Origin of the sequence: Caproiciproducens sp. NJN-50 (assembly GCF_004103755.1) — a bacterium.
Lineage (GTDB): Bacteria > Bacillota > Clostridia > Oscillospirales > Acutalibacteraceae > Caproicibacter.
The window spans coordinates 1008171-1025121 of sequence record NZ_CP035283.1 but is presented as its reverse complement, the minus strand read 5'-3'; the positions used below and the strand labels follow the sequence as shown (position 1 = coordinate 1025121).

The window sequence follows — 16951 nt, the reverse complement described above, 5'->3', positions numbered from 1 at the left end:
CATGGGGTCTTATATTCCATCCACCGAGGAAGAACAGAACCAAATGCTTTCCTCCGCAGGGTTTGACTCGTTTGACGGTCTTTTCTCCCAAATTCCAGAATCGGTCCGTCTGAACCGTCTGCTCGATCTGCCCCAGGGCCTTTCCGAACTGGAGGTCCGCCGCAAAATGGGCGGGATCGCTGCGGAAAACAAGGTGTTCCCCACCGTCTTCCGGGGCGCGGGCGCGTATCGCCATTACATCCCCGCCGCCGTCACCCGCATTACGGCAAAAGAAAATTTTCTGACCGCCTACACCCCCTATCAAGCGGAAATCAGTCAGGGAATTCTGCAGTCGATCTTTGAATACCAGACCATGATCTGCGAACTGACCGGAATGGACGTTTCCAACGCCTCGGTTTATGACGGCGCAAACGCCGCGGCGGAAGCCGCCGCAATGTGCCGCGACCGCGGAAGAACGACGGTCTACCTTTCCGCCGCAACGCATCCAGACACCATCCGGACCGTTCGGACCTACGCATTCGGCGCAAACGCGGAAGTCCGCCTTGTTCCCATAAAAGACGGCGCGACCGATGCCGACGCCTTGAAAACTCTGTTGTCGGAGGACAAAACCGCTGCCTGCTTCTTTTTACAGCAGCCGAATTACTTCGGAACCATCGAGGACGCGCAGGCTCTGGGGGAAATCGCCCACGCGTCGGGCGCGAAATTCGTGATGGGCTGCAATCCCGTCTCCCTTGCCGTTTTGAAAACCCCGGCGGAGTGCGGCGCCGACATCGCGGTCGGCGAAGGGCAGCCGCTCGGCATGCCGCTCGGCTTCGGCGGACCGTACCTCGGCTTTATGGCCTGCAAAAAAGCGATGATGCGCCGCCTGCCCGGCCGGATCGTCGGCCAGACCTCCGACGCCGCCGGAAACCGTGCGTTCGTCCTGACGCTTCAGGCGCGTGAACAGCACATCCGCCGCGAAAAGGCGCTGAGCAATATCTGCTCCAACGAGGCGCTTTGCGCGCTCACCGCCTCCGTCTATCTGAGCGTGATGGGCCCGGACGGGTTCCAGTCCGCGGCGCGGCAGTGCTATTCCAAAGCGCATTACGCCGCCGAAAAGATCAGCGCGGTCAAGGGCTTCGAGTTGAAAAACAAATCCGAATTCTTCCACGAATTCGTCACCGGCTGCCCGAATCCGGAAAAAACGCTTAAAATGCTGGAACAGCAGGGCATTCTCGGCGGTCTGCCGCTGCCGGACGGCGGACTGCTCTGGTGCGTGACGGAGCTGAACACAAAAGAAGAGATCGACCGGCTGGCCGGTCTGCTGGAGGAGGATTCAAATGAAATTGATTTTTGAACAAAGCCGCGCGGGACACGGCTGTTCCATCCTCCCGGCGTGCGACGTGCCCGAAGCCTCCCTGCCGGAACAATTTGCCCGCAAAACGCCGCCGCGCCTGCCCCAGCTCTCGGAAAACGATCTGAGCCGGCATTACAGCGCGCTGGCAAAGCGCTCATTTGGGGTGAACGACGGATTCTATCCGCTCGGTTCCTGCACGATGAAATACAACCCGAAAATCAATGAGGAAATCGCTTCCCTGCCGGGCTTTACGGAAATCCATCCGCTGCAGCCCGCCCATACGGCGCAGGGGTGCCTGAAGGTCCTGTATCTTGCCGAACAAATGCTGACGGAAATCACCGGGATGGACGGCATGGTCTTCCAGCCCGCGGCGGGCGCCCACGGCGAATACACCGGACTGCTCCTGATTAAGGCATACCATCATTCCCGCGGCGACCGGAAACGCACCAAAATCATCGTTCCGGACTCCGCGCACGGCACGAATCCGGCCAGCGCCGCCATGGCGGGCTACACGATTGTAAATATCCCGTCCGGCCCGGACGGCTGCGTCGATCTGGAAGCGCTGAAAAGCGCCGTCGGGGATGATACGGCCGGTCTGATGCTGACGAATCCGAACACGCTCGGCCTGTTCGATAAAAACATCCTGGAAATTACGAAGATCGTCCACGAGGCCGGGGGTCTGTGCTTCTACGACGGCGCGAACCTCAACGCGGTCGTCGGCATCGCAAGGCCCGGGGACATGGGTTTCGACGTCATCCATCTGAACCTGCACAAAACCTTTTCCACCCCGCACGGCGGCGGAGGGCCCGGCGGCGCGGCGGTCGGATGCAAAGCTCCGCTCGTCCCGTTCCTGCCCGTCCCCCGCGCCGTGAAGCGGGACGGCGCCTTCGCCCTCGACTACGACCGCCCGCAGAGCATCGGAAGCGTAAAGTCGTTCTACGGCAACTTCCTCGTTATCGTCCGGGCTCTGACCTATCTTCTGACGCTCGGGAAAGAGGGGCTTCCGCAGGTGGCTCAAAACGCCGTGCTGAACGCCAACTACCTGATGGCGCTGCTGAAAAAACGCTATCACGTGGCTTACGACGTCCCCTGCATGCACGAATTCGTTCTTTCCCTGGAAGACCTCAAGAATTCCTGCGGCGTCACCGCGATGGATGTCGCAAAGTCGATGCAGGACCTTGAGATGCATCCGCCGACCATGTATTTCCCGCTCATCGTCCATGAGGCGCTGATGATCGAGCCGACTGAAACGGAGTCGAAAGAGACGCTGGACCAGGCCGCGGAAGTTCTGCTGGCCCTGTACGAGAAAGCGCTCGCCGACCCGGAAGCCATGCGCCGCGCGCCGGAGACCCGTGTGATCGGCCGCCCGGACGAGGTGGAGGCCGCAAGGCACCCCGTGGTGAAATACGAATATGATTGAGAAAGCGCTGATCTGCACGACCGAAAATCTGATTCCCTACCGGAACCTCGCTTTGGAAGAATACCTGATGGACACCGTTCCGGAGAAGACCTGCATCCTGTACCTTTGGCGAAATCAGAACACCGTGGTGATCGGGCGGAACCAGAACTGCTGGAAGGAATGCCGGGTCAAAGAGCTGGAAGCCGACGGCGGGCATCTGGTCCGCCGCCTCTCCGGCGGGGGCGCGGTCTTCCACGATCTGGGCAACCTGAATTTCACATTTCTGGTCCGCAAATCGGATTACGACGTATCCCGCCAGTTGGATGTTATTCTGCACGCCGTCTCCGCCTGCGGAATTCACGCCGAAAAATCGGGACGCAACGACGTCACGGTCGACGGACGCAAATTTTCCGGGAATGCGTTCTATTTCAGCGGGCAAAGCGCTTACCATCACGGCACCATCCTGATTGACGTGGATAAGGAAAAGGCGGGGAAATACCTGAGCGTCTCCGCCGAAAAAATCCGCTCAAAGGGAGTCGATTCCGTCCGGTCGCGCATTGCGAATCTGAACGAATTCAGCCCCGGCCTGACGGTGGATCGCATGGAGCGGGAACTGTGCGAAGCGTTTGGGAGGGTGTACGGGATAAAGCCGGAGCTGCTTCCAGCGGAGTCGGTTGACGCAAGCCGAGTGGAAGAGCTTCGCCGGAAATTTGCCGATCCGGCCTGGATCTACGGGCAAAATATCCCGTTCAACTGCGAATTTTCCAGCCGCTTCGATTGGGGCGGTGTTGAGATCGGGCTTCAGGTCCGCGGCGGCTTAATCGCCGCCTCACAGGTCGATTCCGACGCGATGGACGAGGAATTCATCCGCCGAGTCGCCCCCTGCCTGACCGGATGCCCGTTTTCCTCTGAAGTAGCGGCAAAACGTCTTCAGGCGGAATTTGCCGCAGACAGCGAAGAACGGCAGCAATATGCGCAAGATATTGAGCGGCTGCTTTATGAACAACAATTTTAAAACGGCCCGCAGGCACGTAAAAACCTGCGGGTTTTATCCTGAAAGAGGAGAAAGACATGGAGAAAGCATATGACCTGGCGGTCATCGGCGGCGGTCCCGCCGGTTATGAAGCCGCAATCCGCGCCTCGCAGCTCGGGCTTTCGACCGCACTGATCGAAAACAGGGAAGTGGGCGGAACCTGTCTGAACCGGGGCTGTATTCCAACCAAAAGCATCCTTCACTCTTCCGGTCTGTACCGCGAAGCGAAACGGTTTGGGGAAATCGGCCTTTCCGCAGACGGTCTCTCCTTCGATTTCAGCGCCGTCATGCAGCGAAAAAACGCGGTGGTCGCCGAATTGCGCGGCGGAATCGAACAGCTTCTGCACGCAAACGCCGTCGACCTTTACCGAGGCAAAGGGACGCTGCAAAAAGCCGGCGTCATCGCCGTGACAGATGAATCCGGATCGCAGGAAATTCACACCGCACGGATTTTGCTGGCAGTCGGCTGCGTCCCAGCCGTTCCCCCGATCCCCGGCGCGGACCTGCCCGGCGTCGTGACCAGCGACGGGCTGCTCGAACTGAATGCCTTCCCCCGCCGTCTCGTCATCGTCGGGGGCGGGGTCATCGGCGCCGAATTCGCCACCGCTTTTTCCGATCTCGGCTGCGAAGTGACGGTCATCGAGGCCATGCAGCGAATCCTGCCGACCATGGACCGCGAAATCTCGCAAAGCCTTTCCATGATTCTGAAAAAGCGCGGGGTTCAAATTCATACTTCTTCCCTCGTGGAAAAAATCACGGAAGGAGCGCCGCTTTCCTGCACTTTTACGGAAAAAGGGACGGAGCGTTCCGTGGAAGCCGACTGTATCCTGATTTCAGTCGGACGAAAGCCAAACATTACGGGACTGTTTGCCGAAGGTCTCGATATCAAAATGGAAAAAGGATTCCTTGCGACCAACGGGCACCATGAGACCAGCCTGCCCGGCGTCTTCGCCGTCGGGGACGTCGCCGGGGGAATCCAGCTGGCTCACGCGGCCTCCGCCCAGGGGATCGAGGCGGTGGAATTCATGGCGCAGGGCGAGGAGCCAGTCCGTTCGCGCGCGGTTCCCGCCTGCGTCTACACCAGCCCGGAAATCGCCTGCGCCGGACTGACGGCGGACGAGGCGAAGCAGCAGGGGCTGGAAGTGACCGTCGGCAAGGCGCTGACCGCCGCGCTTGGAAAATCTCTGATCGAGCGGGAGGAGCGCGGCTTCGTCAAGCTGGTGTTTGAAAAGCAGTCCGGCATGCTGCTCGGCGCGCAGCTGATGTGCGGGCGTGCAACGGATTTGATCGCCGGACTCACGCAGGCGATCGATCAGCGCCTGACGGCGCGGGAGCTTGTTTCCGTCATCCGCCCCCACCCCACCTTCTCGGAAGCCGTAACCGAAGCGGCCGAGGACGCGCTTGGCGGCGCGATCCATGCGGTGCCCCGCGCAAAAAGGTAACAGAATGGATCTTTTTCCCTCTTCCCCTTGCGCAGCCTTTGTTCCGCTGATAGAATAAGGTTATGTGCTACAAAATGTTAGGAGGACAGGATATGATGCGAAAATTGCTTGCGGCCTTGACCGCCGTAATGCTTGTCTTGCCGCCGGCAAACTGCTTCGCCGCAGCAAACGGAACAATGAATCTGAAAATAGGCCAGTCCACGGTATCGTCCGGCGCCTATGTCAACGACGGAGTTCTCTATCTGGAGCTGGAACCGGTCTGCCGGGCGCTGAGCTATCAGGTTTCCAACGCGGGCAGCGACAGCGACATTCGTCTGACGGGACCATCTGACGTGATCCAAATCGACCCGGCCGACAATCAGGTCGTTCAGAACGGACACACCATCGGCGTTGCAGGCCTCTCGCAGGAGGATCTGTTGGGCGGTGGCTGTCTCCGCCTAAGCGGCACGCTTTATATGCGCGCGGACCTGCTGTCCCAATTGCTTGGGCTGGATGTGCAGACCGACGAAACCGCCAAGACCGTGACGGTCCTGCGGATCATTCAAAACATTCTTTCGGTTCAGACCAGACGGAGCGACCTGTCCGATGGCCTGCTGAGCGCGACGATCCAATACCCGGTCCTGTCCGGCCCGTGGAGCGGGCAGAGCCTGAACGCCATCAACACCGCCCTGAAACAGGCGGCCGACGCCGCGCTTTCCCAAGGCCGTCAGAACGCGCAGGAAATGCAGCAGACGGCCAGCCTCCGCAAGGCTTCCGGTCTGGAAGACGACGGGTCGCTGCAGTGCGCCGCTTATTTCGATTACGAGGTAAAATACAATCAGAACGGCCTGTTCAGCATCGTCCTGAGCAATTACCAATACGAGGGCGGAGCGCACGGCGGAACCATTCAGACCGCGTATACATTCGACCTAAATACGGGAAAACAGCTTTCGCTGGGAAGCCTGATGAAAAACGGGAGCGGCTACCAACAGGAGTTTGATGCCAAAATCCGATCGGGGATCGACGAAAGAGAAAAATCCGGGGCTCTTGTCGAAATAGCAAACAGTCCGTTTAAGACACTGGGAAGCAATCCCGATTTTTACCTTTCCGACGCGGGAATCGCATTCTATTTTCAGCAATATCAATATTTCCCTTACGCCGCCGGAATCCAGGAATTCACGATCCCCTATGGCTCCATCTCTTCCATGCTGAATCCGTCCTATCATTTCCTTTATGAAAAGCTGAACCGGGCCGCATAAGGGCGCGGGCGTTTTGCCGTTGTTTTCTTCAATGCTTTCCCGTCGGTGCACCCTGAATCATTATGTATTTCAAAACTCCATGCCGGAAGTCCATCGATTCCGCCGCAGGGAGTTTTTGATTTATACTGTAAATTTTCCTCAAAGCTGTTGGGCCACAGGCGGCAGCCCATGGCGGAAAGCGGCAGACCGCGACAATCGTTTTGAGATCGGCACATTCCTTTCAGCAGTCCGAATATGGGGAAAAGCGCATAATTTCAGATTATGTCAACAAGCTCTCCGCTTTGAATTTCAACCGGGTCATTTCAACACATTTTCGTCCTCTGTTGAAAAGCGCCGGTTTCGGCATCCGCACAGACCTGTTTTGGTTGAAAACCGTGTGGAAAGTGTTGAATCGCCTCCGGTCGAATCCTCTATTGAAAACGCAGGCAGGGTTTATGTAAATCATAAGTAACCAACTGGCACTTGTTTCTGAAATTCTTTCCACATGTGTCTCATCCGGCCCCATAATTTCCTAATTGCAATTATTTGATTCAGAAAATAATGTAAAATACAGTGGTATTTATTACAATACAAGGAAGGAGATATCTTGAATGAACCAGACGGAGCAGATCGGAAAGAAATGGGTGATATTTACCATTATAACCTTGATCTGCACCATCGCCGTACTGATCGGCGCCTTTCTGGTGATTCATCATATCCGAGAAAATTATGCGCGTTACTCGCCGGATGAGATTACCCAGCATATCATGGAAAACCTGGAACCGAAGGATCTTGTTAAAGTGGAAGCAGGGCAGGTTTCAAAGCACTATGATATTCCGGAGGGAATTGTGGAAGCAAGCTCCCTTTATATGAGCAAATCCACTGAAAGCGCATCTGAGCTCGCCTGTTTCCTGCTAACCGACGCTTCAAAATACGATCAGCTGGAGCAGTCCATTAACGCTCACATCAACGCAAAGGCTACTGGGTTCAGAAACCTGAATCCGACCCAATACAATGCTTTAAAAAATGTTTTGATTTCTCATAAAGGCCGTTACGTGCTAGTATCGGTTGGAAGCGCAGCATCGGCCGAGGAAAAATTGTTTTTGGATATGCTGAATCAAAAAAGCACTTGAAAATAGAAGCTGAATATGTTAAAATTAAACGCATGCGGGAGTAGTTCAGTGGTAGAGCGTCAGCTTCCCAAGCTGAATGTCGCGGGTTCGAATCCCGTTTCCCGCTCCAAGGATAATTCGGGGAAGATTTTCTTCCCCGGTTATCATAAAATCAAGTGTTCAGCATGTGAGCATTTGATTTTATGATAAATCCCCCGAAGGTTTGATCGCAACGGGGGCTATCATAAAAAATATATTACAAAGCTTCATTGGGATAATCAGTCCCAGCCCTTCATTCGTCGGGGCCTGCCCAATGCGGTGATGCGTTCAAGGCAGAAGTATCATTATCACTTGCCGGGATCGTCGCGCGACATGCAGTTGGTCGCAAGAGCGCCTGTGTCGGCTTCACGGTTTCTGATGTGTCCGCCCCCAGCAAGAAACGTTTTTGTAATTTCCCCAATCGGTCAGAACGATTGGTAGAAATATTTTCAAAGTACCCCAATTCCTTACCGCCATGCTTAAACATTAATTCGGTTTTACCCTGAAGTCTGATTGGATTCCCTGTTTCCCAACGGTGAAGCTTTTCAGAAATTTCGGAGGAGCCAAAAATGGTTGGATAAGGAATACACAGGACTTATTCCTGTGGGAGAATTGTTGCAGAAAAAAGAAAGTCTGCACCCCTCAGTTGCCAATAAGGGTACAGACTTGACATCTATCCGAAAAACGCGGTAAAATGAACCACGTACAATCGGCATTCACAAGTCATATGGGTCTGGTGTACCCTTATGGCGGATGGGGACTAATCATTTAGAAGATGGTTAGTCCTCTGTGGATGCTATTTTCTTTATCCACATACAAAAAGTATATACCAAATTTCGGAAAAAAGCAAGTTCATTTTACGCATTAATTTCGGGAACCTTTTTAAAAAATATAATGCGGAGCTGAAAGATAAATTCTTCAAATTGATCAATTCTATCTTCAAAGTTGTCGGATAACCAATCTAAAATATTGGGTAGCCAAAATGCAATCACGCCGGTCACGAAAACACCAGCGCAGAATACTGCTTCTCCTTTGTAAGCAAATTTATCATGAATAATAATATAGCCTATGCAAATAGCGCTCCCTATTATAATAATCCATGATAGAATGCGTGAAATTTGAGTCATTAATTTTAGAATTAGCAATATGATTTTCAATATTGGAATGAGCGGTGCTAAAATTATTCGCACTAAAATTAATAACAATCTAACAAAGAGATTATGCTGCATAAATCTTAGCTTGACATACGTTTGGTATGCTGCTACATTTTTTCCACCTTCATGAATCATCTCTTCAATATGTTTTAGTTTCTCAGAATAAGACTCACCATATGAATTTTCTGAATCCTCGTTATAATTTTCATCTATATAGTCATCATCTTCCTCACTGTCTGAATATTCAGCATTTGTAGTATTGAAGTTGCTTTCATCATATTCTTTTCTCTGAGCCGGATTGCTTAACGTCTCATATGCTTCTTGAATCAATCTAAAAAAAGCCGCAGCATTAGGTGCATCATTAACATCTGGATGATATTTTTTTGCTAATGTTCTATATGACGCCTTTATTTGTTCTTGTGTTGCGTGTTCATCAATTCCTAAGATTTCATAATAATCCATAATTAGCTCTCCCTTTTCGCTATTATGCATATTGTGACAATTTTATCACTATATTTGATAATTGGCAATATTATGAAAAGCGGAACCAGTTCCGATGTCACGACCAACGGCAATGCGGCGTTGATGCCAACCGGTGAAATTGTCAGCACGGACGTACCCGCAGCGGCCTCCACAGGTGCGAAATAAAATTTTACATCAAAGTTGGTGTTAAATTATCACGAAAGCAGCTTGATTTTGACAACTGAACAAGCATGGCGAAGGCATCCGGTTAATATTCCGGATGCCCTTATTTTTATTCTATCATACTTTCATACTTGCTTTTCAGCCAGTCGACCATTTTTTCTCGCCCTTCCATATCCATGCTAAATTCGGACTGATCGAGCGTTTCGCTTTTCTCATAGCAATAGGGCCCGTACCAGACTTCGGCACGGATTTTTTCTTCAGCCGGGGAGAGCCTGTAGCGGAATTCTTTTTTGCCTTTTTCAGACACGCTCCCAATGAAAGTGTTACCATTTTGAAAATCAATCAGTATGGGGATATATCCCTGCCTATGCCAATCAATTGTTTTCATAAACTCCCTCCAAATTGCGTACACGGCCACTATTATATCGCGTTCCTATTATCCTGTAAACTCGCGTGGTATAATATCCGCAGAGGTGCTTGTATGGAAACAAAACGCATTGAAGACATGGACACCCGGATTGCTCTGAAGCAGTTCAGTATCGAAAAAGGCTATAAATTATAACAGGGAGATCGCGGAAGATATAAGAGGAAGCAAGACGTTGGGAAAGCGGATTGATATAGCAAGGCCCCGCCGGAGGATGGCAGGGCCGATTTATTCAGAGGGTCCTATCTTGTAGCTTTTATATAATCAGGAGATTTGATTGAGCACAATAAAATAATATGCTCTGGTTCCAAATAATGTTCGATCCGCTTATTATGGATAATTGTCATGTACTCATGCCGGATTCTGTAATATAATTATTGTATTTACATTACATTTCAGGAGGGAGAGGATATGGTAGCCGACGGCCTCAAGAGGTTGGATAAGCAACTGCGGCAAATTCAGGACCCGTTCGGAGCAGGATATTCAACACAAACCAAAATTTGGAGGGATTATGCTAAGAATAACGGGGTAACCGTGTATGAGGTTTGGCGTCAATATGATTCTTGGAAGATGAGAGGGTAAAGAGAAGACAACAGGAACCCACCAAAGAATAAGGGGCTTATTCACGCGCCACAAATTACCATTGAAAAGAACGCATGTTCGGTGATATCATTGCATAGGATAGAACATGAGTTCGGTGGTGATGAAATGGATCGGGTAATCCTGCATAGCGATTGCAATAGTTTTTACGCGAGCGTGGAATGCCTGTACCGGCTGGAAATTCGCGACAAGCCGGTTGCGGTCGGCGGCGATGTGGAACAGCGGCACGGGATCATTTTAGCGAAAAATCAGATTGCAAAGCGATATCATATTCAGACCGGGGAAGCTCTCTGGCAAGCGCGGCAGAAGTGCCCGGATCTCGTCATTGTGCCGCCCGACTTCCCCAAGTACGAGCGCTTTTCCCGACTTACCCGGCGGATCTATCTTGATTATACTGATTTGGTCGAGCCTTTTGGTTTAGATGAGTGCTGGTTAGACGTCACAGGCGACGCCAATGGGCGAGATGGAATGGAAATCGCGCGGGAGATCAGCGGACGTATCAAATATGAATTAGGGATCACCGTTTCGATTGGAGTCTCATTTAACAAGATTTTTGCAAAGCTCGGCAGCGACTACAAAAAACCGGATGCCGTTACCCGGATCGGCAGGAGCGACTACAAGAAAATCGCCTGGCCTCTTCCCGCCTCCGATTTACTGTACGTCGGAAGCGCAACAAAGCGGAAGCTGGAGCGGTACGGGATTCATACCATCGGGGACCTGGCCGGGACGCCGGAGCGCGCTTTGCGCGGCTGGTTCGGCAAATGGGGCGAAGTGTTGTACACCTTTGCAAACGGATTGGATCAGTCACCTGTGGCGCAGTACGACAACCAGCCGACTATCAAATCCATCGGCAACAGCACGACGGCACCGCGCGATCTGGCAAACAACGAGGATGTCAAGATTATTCTGTATGTTCTGGCCGACAGTATCGCCAGAAGGCTGAGAGAGCAGGGATTCAAGGGACGGACAATATGTATCGGTGTCCGAGATAACCAGCTCTTTGGCTTTACTCGGCAGCATACGCTTGGCAGTTATACTAACATTACATCGGAGATTGCAGTTGCGGGGCTGGACCTGTTTCGGCGGCATTATCGATGGTATAAACCGATCCGGAGCATCGGAATCAGCATCACGGACCTTGTTCCGGATGCGGTTCCTTCCCAGGCGAACCTGTATTGCGACGAGAAGGAAAGAGAGCGCCGGGAACGGCTGGATCAGACCGTAGACTGGCTAAAAAATCGATTTGGGACCTATGCGATACAGCCGGCCGTTTTGCTGACGGACCGGCAACTCTCCGGATTCGATCCGAAAAAGGATCACACGATTCATCCGGTCGGATACTTTTGACGGGAGGGAATCGGGATGTCCTGTAAACGATATGTCGATGTGATCGCCCGTTTCTATGAGGACGGAAGGCTGGTTCCCCTCGCGATCTGGTGGGCAGACGGGGAAATGTATGAAATTGATCGTGTGCTGGATGCGCGGCCCGCCGCGTCGCTCAAGGCCGGAGGCGCGGGAATGCGCTACACCTGCCGGATTCAGGGACATAAAAAATACCTTTGGCGCGAAGAGGACCGATGGTTCGTCGAAGCCAAACAAAACGTGGGGTGAGAAATATGTGCGGAAGATATGTGTTATTTGCAGATTGGGATTTAAAGGAAATCCAGGAAATCATTGAGGAAGTCCAAAGAAAAAACGAAACCTTCAAGACCGGAGAGATCTTCCCGACGGACAAGGCACCGATTCTAATCCAAAAACAGAACCGCGTTACGCCGGAAGCCGTTGCCTGGGGCTTTCCGCATAATTACAACAAGGGCGTCATCATCAACGCACGAGTGGAAACGGTACAAGAGCGTCCCATGTTCCGTAACTGTCTTTCCGCCCGAAGATGTGTAATTCCATCGACCGGCTTTTTTGAATGGTCGCACGACGCCAACAAAGTCAAATACCGGTTCAACCTACCCGGTACCGATGTCCTATATATGGCTGGGTTGTACAATGAATTTCAGGGAGAGCGCCGGTTTGTGATTCTGACCACTGCCGCCAATTTCTCTATGCAGGACGTCCACGACCGTATGCCGGTGGTGCTGGACGCGAACGGGAAAAGTCGCTGGCTCGAGGACATGCAGGGCGCAATGGAGATGCTGAACCATGTGCCGCCGGAGCTAATGAAGAAACCGGCGTGAAAAACTGAATTTTGGAAAGAAGCGGAACTGGTTCCGTTTTTATTGACATAATCGAGCGCCAAGAGTATAATACTATTGAAAGGCAGAAAACTGCCTGAATAAGTAGTCCGCTTCCGGCAACGCGGAGAATAAATATGCCGTGAAAACGTGGTCCGCTCCCGGCAACGCGGAGAATAAATACGCCGTGAAAAAGTTTTGAGCCTCCTGCCGCTACGCAGGAGGCTTGATTTCTTGAGGAGGGAGTTTATGCTGATTGAAACCGGACATCTCTATTTTGTGTCGGATGATTTTTTCAGGAAGGTCAACGATCCTTTTCTCAAGATAAATTACGAAAAGACCAAACGTCCTCACTATTTTGCTTTTCATGATACGGAGATTGATCTTTTCTGGCTCGTTCCGTGCAGTTCAAAAGTGGAGAAGTTTGAGAAAATTATCGAATATAAACAATCCCAGCATAAGCCAACGGACACGATCAGGATTGTAAAAATTCAGGATAAAAAAACCGTTCTTCTCTTTCAGGACATGTTCCCCACAACAAAAGCGTATATTGTAGAACCGTACATACGCGGGAATCAGCCGGTACGCATCGCTGACCCGAAACTTATTGAGTCGCTGGAGAAAACGGCAAAGAAAGTGATCAGGCTGCTCCGCTTAGGCATAAAATTTACGCCGACGCAGCCGAATGTCATCAGAATTGAGAAGCTGATGTTGGATGAACTACAAAATCAAACAGAGCATGCCAAAACCTTGACGGAAAGATTACGGACGGCTGAACAGAAAGCGATGGACGCTAACCGGCAGCAGGGAAGTCGGGACAGGGAAGACTCGAAGGAACGGTAAGTTGGACAGGAAAAGGAGCGGACTCCATGCCCAATTTTATGTCAACGGGTCTCCCAAATTCTCGTAAGCAGGCCGAGCGGATGCGACAGGACCTTCGGAAGTTCCGTAAAGCCAGAGGGCATCCCCAACGGCAAGATTGCTTTTCCTCATCCATTTCGCCCTGACATGAATCTTTCCCATGTGAATTTGTCGGGATAAAATATCCGGGAACAGCTCCGACCGGAATTTCCGGAAAAGCAGCAGTTCGTCGGCTTCCTCCCGAACAACGTTCCCGCCATCCGGCTGAATGCCATAATGAAACCAGAACGCCTTTGGAATATAAATAAAATTTCCTGCGTAAATCCGGATTGGGACTCCGTAAACGCGGTTTTGCAGGCACTGCCGCGGCGTTGATGGCAGCATCCGCACTTGAAGACCGGATTCGGTGACTGTCAGGAACGCATACCGCCCAATCCTCGCCCGGTTCTGTTTCGCCCAAAGCGCCGGTAAATTAAACCGGCCGATCGTAACGTATTTCCGCTCCGTTTCGGGGATTTCCGAAACATCAGGATAAATAAAAATGGATTCCTTTTCAATCTTCGTCAGAACCGGCCCGTTCTCCGGGATGCCGCGTTTTCTGCAAAGTCCCTGGTCCAGCACAATTCGGTATCGTGCGGAAATCAGGACGGGCAGGCCGATGATTGTATTGCTGTGTTCCATTTAGTTACTCCATTCGTGTAGTTTCCGGACTGTTTTAACTTGAGGAAATAAGTCCGGTCTTCTATTCTTTCAAGCGCGTTCGCGAATTTTCTATTCCAGTTTTGCAGGTCGAATCAGCCATCCTGCAAGTTTTGAGACTGCTCTATCATACCACTGAGTTATCCTGGTAAAAGGTCTTAATTCCCTAAAGTTAACCGTAGCCTTCTTTCTGGACCTAGTTCTTGGGGTGTCGCGGCTGATATGGGGGAGGGTGTCATCAAGGCAGTCAAAAAAGCGAATTTGGAACGGGGGCAGACGAAAGGAACTGAAAATCGGGTTGTGTGGTACAGGCAGTTTTCTCTTATGGATAAATGGCATTTCTTCTTGCAAGGCTTCGCTAGCTGCCTCTGCTGGCTTCTCAGGCGCTTCCGTCGCAACACGGGGTTGTTGATTTTCGCTCTCGGCTGCATCTGAGCCGATTCCTGAAGGCTTCCCTTGCTCCGGCTTTTTCAGCACGTACTGATTCACGCTGGTTCCGTTGTTTCCAAACACATCAAGGCGGGTCTGCGGCAAGATCTCAATCAGGCCGCTTTCCTTCAGGGCCTTGATCGCGCGGCCGACAGTGGACATGCTGATCCCGCAGTCGGCGGCTATTTCCTTTTTTGAGGGCATACACGACCCGTCCTCTCCGGCGCGCAGCGACAGATAGGAATAGACTTTGACTTCCCTTGCGGTCAAATGATACTGGCCGAGATCCAGACGGCACGGGAAAAGGTGCGGGCGGTCCGAAACGTTATTCAAGTCTTTTGCATCAGTTCTCATATCCTTTGGCTTCTGTGTCGATGGCTTGTCCTGGGAGAATTTCATTTGCGGATTATCGATTATAATGTAGTCATTGGGGATCTGGCGGCCGTGATCGAAATTCCGTTTGATTTCCAGCAAGCCTTTGGAACATAGAGTCCGGAGCGCACGAACAACCGTGGAAACGCTGACATGGCAGGCCTTGGCAATGTTGGAACGTTTATAGTAACTTTTGCCAGAAGAAACATTGTTGACCCTGCAAAGGAAACTATATACGACGGCCGTGGAGTTGGACAGGCCAAAAAGCTCGGTGCTGCACAGATAGAACGGCTCCATCTTGTTTTCCTCCCTTAATCTATAAAAAACGGCACAGGGAACTTCCTCTTTCCTGCGCCGCAAATTCAATATTCTGTTTGGTTACTTTGCTTTCACAGATACCGAAAGACTCTTGATTTCCTGTAATAGGCTCCCCAGACGGATCAGATTTGGGTACTGAAATCCTCCCCTTTCCAGGCCGACCTGATAGGCTGCGGCCAGTTCTTCTTTGGACAGGCCGCTTTTCTGGAGGTCTGAAAGGACCCTCCTGGCCATTCCTTCCGCCGAGTCGATGTAAGTCAGGCTGTCCAAAGTTGTGGGAAATCCCTTTTTGTTTGCCATTCTGATCACGTCCTTTCTTTTTTGATTTCCAAAATTGCTGCAGGCGGCTGCGGTCTCTCCCGGCCGCCTGCAGATCTGTCATATTGCCATTCCCATCTGTTTTGCTTTCGGGCCGCTCTGGCGGCTGCGGACCGGCCGAACCTGTTCAGGCGGCTCTCCTTCCAACTCCTTCCGGTAGTTCTTCAAAACGTCGTTCCAGTCGTTGAGAAACGGCGTGTGCGCAGTGACGGCGTAAGTAGGACCGTACTTTTCGATGATTTTCTCCGTGCCGTTTCGACCGGCGTTGATGTCATGCCCGAATGCATTGCTGTCGTTGTTCAGTCCGGACACGATACTGCGAATCTTCGGATGCTCCCGGAGATACCGGTCAAGAGCCTGGATGGCCGCGGCACCGCCAAGGGAGATCATCTGGCAGGAAATTCGATTACTATCGGTGATTTTGCACAGCGTTTGGTAACTCATGGCTTCAATCGGGCTTTCAAAGACGCAGACGGTATCGCTGCCGGAAGATCCTTCCAGAGTAAAGGGATAACTTTTGTTGGAACCGGCAACGTCCACTTTCACGGGTTTTCCGGAAGAATTCATCGACCGCATGGAAGCATACCGGGCAGTCCTTTTTTCGTCGTAGCCGACCATAACAAGGTTTTGATACATCCGAATCTGACCGGTCCCCAGCAGCTTCAGCACGGTTTCCGGATCCAGACATTTTTCCGTGTGGTACGGCGCTCCGTCCGCGCCGGTATTGATACTTTCCCTGATCCGGGGCATCTTTGCGAATTCATCCTCGAATTTCTCTTTGAAGTTATATCGCGCCGTCCTGTCCCTGCTGTAGCCGACGATCTTCAGCTTGTTGTATGTAATACCCTGGTAGACCTGGTGACGCTCAACCATGGCTTTGACAAGTGCCGAATCGATCCCGCGTTCTTTGACCAGGTAGGCAAACAGGTTCCGGAAATTGCCGGCGCGCTCCGGAAGGATGAATTCCTGCTTTTCCTCCGGAGGCGGGAGCTTTATGTTTTGTACTGGCCCGGCCAGGGCCGGGAGGTCGATGGTTCCTGCCAGAATGCAGACGGCCTCTCTGTAGCTTTTGCCTTCATAGTTCTGGATAAAATCCAGAGCGTGGGGAGCATGGCCGCTCGCGTCCGTAATTCCCTGAGAATTCCAGTACCACCTGCCGTCCAAAGTAAAAACCATGCTATCATGCTCTTTCATGGTGTATGTATTTCTGCTACTCTTGATAAGTTTATAATGCCTTGAGAGAGCGTATCGGAGCGCGTTATTGTTTTGCAGCGCGGATTGCTGTTCTTCCTTCGTATAATAGATCTCACCTGTTTTTCGGCTGACGGACATTTTCGCATTCCCCCTTTTCCATAAAAAAGGCGGAGCAG

16 protein-coding genes and 1 tRNA gene are annotated in these 16951 nt (G+C 51.8%); 11 read left to right on the top strand and 6 right to left on the bottom strand.

Annotated elements, in window-relative coordinates; all coding sequences use genetic code 11:
- The first annotated feature begins 1 nt into the window (after window position 1).
- From gcvPA to EQM14_RS04860, 7 genes are all read left to right on the top strand, one after another.
- Window positions 2-1336 carry an aminomethyl-transferring glycine dehydrogenase subunit GcvPA gene (gene gcvPA, locus EQM14_RS04890; RefSeq protein ID WP_128741900.1) on the top strand — a complete coding sequence of 445 codons (1335 nt, stop codon included), beginning with the start codon at window positions 2-4 and terminating at the stop codon, window positions 1334-1336.
- Window positions 1320-2756, top strand: a complete 1437-nt coding sequence (gene gcvPB / locus EQM14_RS04885) for an aminomethyl-transferring glycine dehydrogenase subunit GcvPB (protein ID WP_128741899.1) — start codon at window positions 1320-1322, stop codon at window positions 2754-2756. The genes gcvPA and gcvPB overlap by 17 nt, the downstream gene beginning before the upstream one ends.
- Window positions 2749-3750, top strand: a complete 1002-nt coding sequence (locus tag EQM14_RS04880; protein WP_128741898.1) for a lipoate--protein ligase — start codon at window positions 2749-2751, stop codon at window positions 3748-3750. The genes gcvPB and EQM14_RS04880 overlap by 8 nt, the downstream gene beginning before the upstream one ends.
- A 56-nt stretch (window positions 3751-3806) precedes the next feature.
- Entirely contained in the window at window positions 3807-5210 is a 1404-nt protein-coding gene (gene lpdA, locus EQM14_RS04875; protein WP_128741897.1) for a dihydrolipoyl dehydrogenase, read from the top strand.
- A 92-nt stretch (window positions 5211-5302) separates the two neighbouring features.
- Window positions 5303-6448 carry a DUF3298 and DUF4163 domain-containing protein gene (locus tag EQM14_RS04870; RefSeq protein ID WP_164918971.1) on the top strand — a complete coding sequence of 382 codons (1146 nt, stop codon included), beginning with the start codon at window positions 5303-5305 and terminating at the stop codon, window positions 6446-6448.
- Window positions 6449-7038: 590 nt separating this feature from the next.
- Window positions 7039-7560 carry a DUF4358 domain-containing protein gene (locus EQM14_RS04865; RefSeq protein WP_128741895.1) on the top strand — a complete coding sequence of 174 codons (522 nt, stop codon included), beginning with the start codon at window positions 7039-7041 and terminating at the stop codon, window positions 7558-7560.
- 34 nt (window positions 7561-7594) lie between these two features.
- A tRNA-Gly gene (locus EQM14_RS04860) sits at window positions 7595-7669 on the top strand.
- 766 nt (window positions 7670-8435) lie between these two features.
- On the opposite strand, the gene EQM14_RS04855 is transcribed toward EQM14_RS04860, so the two are convergent.
- Together EQM14_RS04855 and EQM14_RS04850 are read right to left on the bottom strand one after the other, a co-directional pair.
- The gene (locus tag EQM14_RS04855; protein WP_164918970.1) at window positions 8436-9194 is read right to left on the bottom strand and encodes a DnaJ domain-containing protein; all 759 of its coding nucleotides are present in this window, start codon (window positions 9192-9194) and stop codon (window positions 8436-8438) included.
- A gap of 292 nt (window positions 9195-9486) precedes the next feature.
- Window positions 9487-9765: a hypothetical protein gene (locus tag EQM14_RS04850; protein WP_128741893.1), complete on the bottom strand. Its 279-nt coding sequence runs from the start codon at window positions 9763-9765 to the stop codon at window positions 9487-9489.
- Between the two features lie 744 nt (window positions 9766-10509).
- Here EQM14_RS04850 and EQM14_RS04845 point away from each other — a divergent pair.
- The 4 genes from EQM14_RS04845 (at window position 10510) to cptIN (ending at window position 13427) form a co-directional block, all read left to right on the top strand.
- On the top strand, window positions 10510-11748 hold the full coding sequence (locus EQM14_RS04845; RefSeq protein WP_128741892.1) for a Y-family DNA polymerase: 1239 nt from the start codon (window positions 10510-10512) through the stop codon (window positions 11746-11748).
- 15 nt (window positions 11749-11763) lie between these two features.
- A complete protein-coding gene (locus EQM14_RS04840; RefSeq protein WP_128741891.1) occupies window positions 11764-12012 on the top strand; it encodes a hypothetical protein in 249 nt (82 codons plus the stop codon).
- The gene (locus EQM14_RS04835) at window positions 11979-12587 is read left to right on the top strand and encodes an SOS response-associated peptidase (RefSeq protein WP_442861488.1); all 609 of its coding nucleotides are present in this window, start codon (window positions 11979-11981) and stop codon (window positions 12585-12587) included. Before EQM14_RS04840 ends, EQM14_RS04835 begins: the two co-directional genes overlap by 34 nt.
- Window positions 12588-12833: 246 nt before the next feature.
- Complete coding sequence (gene cptIN / locus EQM14_RS04830; RefSeq protein WP_128741889.1) at window positions 12834-13427, top strand: type III toxin-antitoxin system CptIN family toxin; 594 nt, start codon at window positions 12834-12836, stop codon at window positions 13425-13427.
- Window positions 13428-13463: 36 nt separating this feature from the next.
- On the opposite strand, the gene EQM14_RS04825 is transcribed toward cptIN, so the two are convergent.
- The 4 genes from EQM14_RS04825 to EQM14_RS04810 form a co-directional block, all read right to left on the bottom strand.
- A complete protein-coding gene (locus tag EQM14_RS04825; protein ID WP_128741888.1) occupies window positions 13464-14126 on the bottom strand; it encodes a hypothetical protein in 663 nt (220 codons plus the stop codon).
- Between the two features lie 90 nt (window positions 14127-14216).
- Complete coding sequence (locus EQM14_RS04820; protein ID WP_128741887.1) at window positions 14217-15242, bottom strand: helix-turn-helix domain-containing protein; 1026 nt, start codon at window positions 15240-15242, stop codon at window positions 14217-14219.
- Between the two features lie 81 nt (window positions 15243-15323).
- Entirely contained in the window at window positions 15324-15563 is a 240-nt protein-coding gene (locus EQM14_RS04815) for a hypothetical protein (RefSeq protein WP_128741886.1), read from the bottom strand.
- Between the two features lie 78 nt (window positions 15564-15641).
- Window positions 15642-16913, bottom strand: coding sequence for a toprim domain-containing protein (locus tag EQM14_RS04810; RefSeq protein WP_128741885.1), 1272 nt, complete (start codon window positions 16911-16913; stop codon window positions 15642-15644).
- Window positions 16914-16951 lie beyond the last annotated feature (38 nt).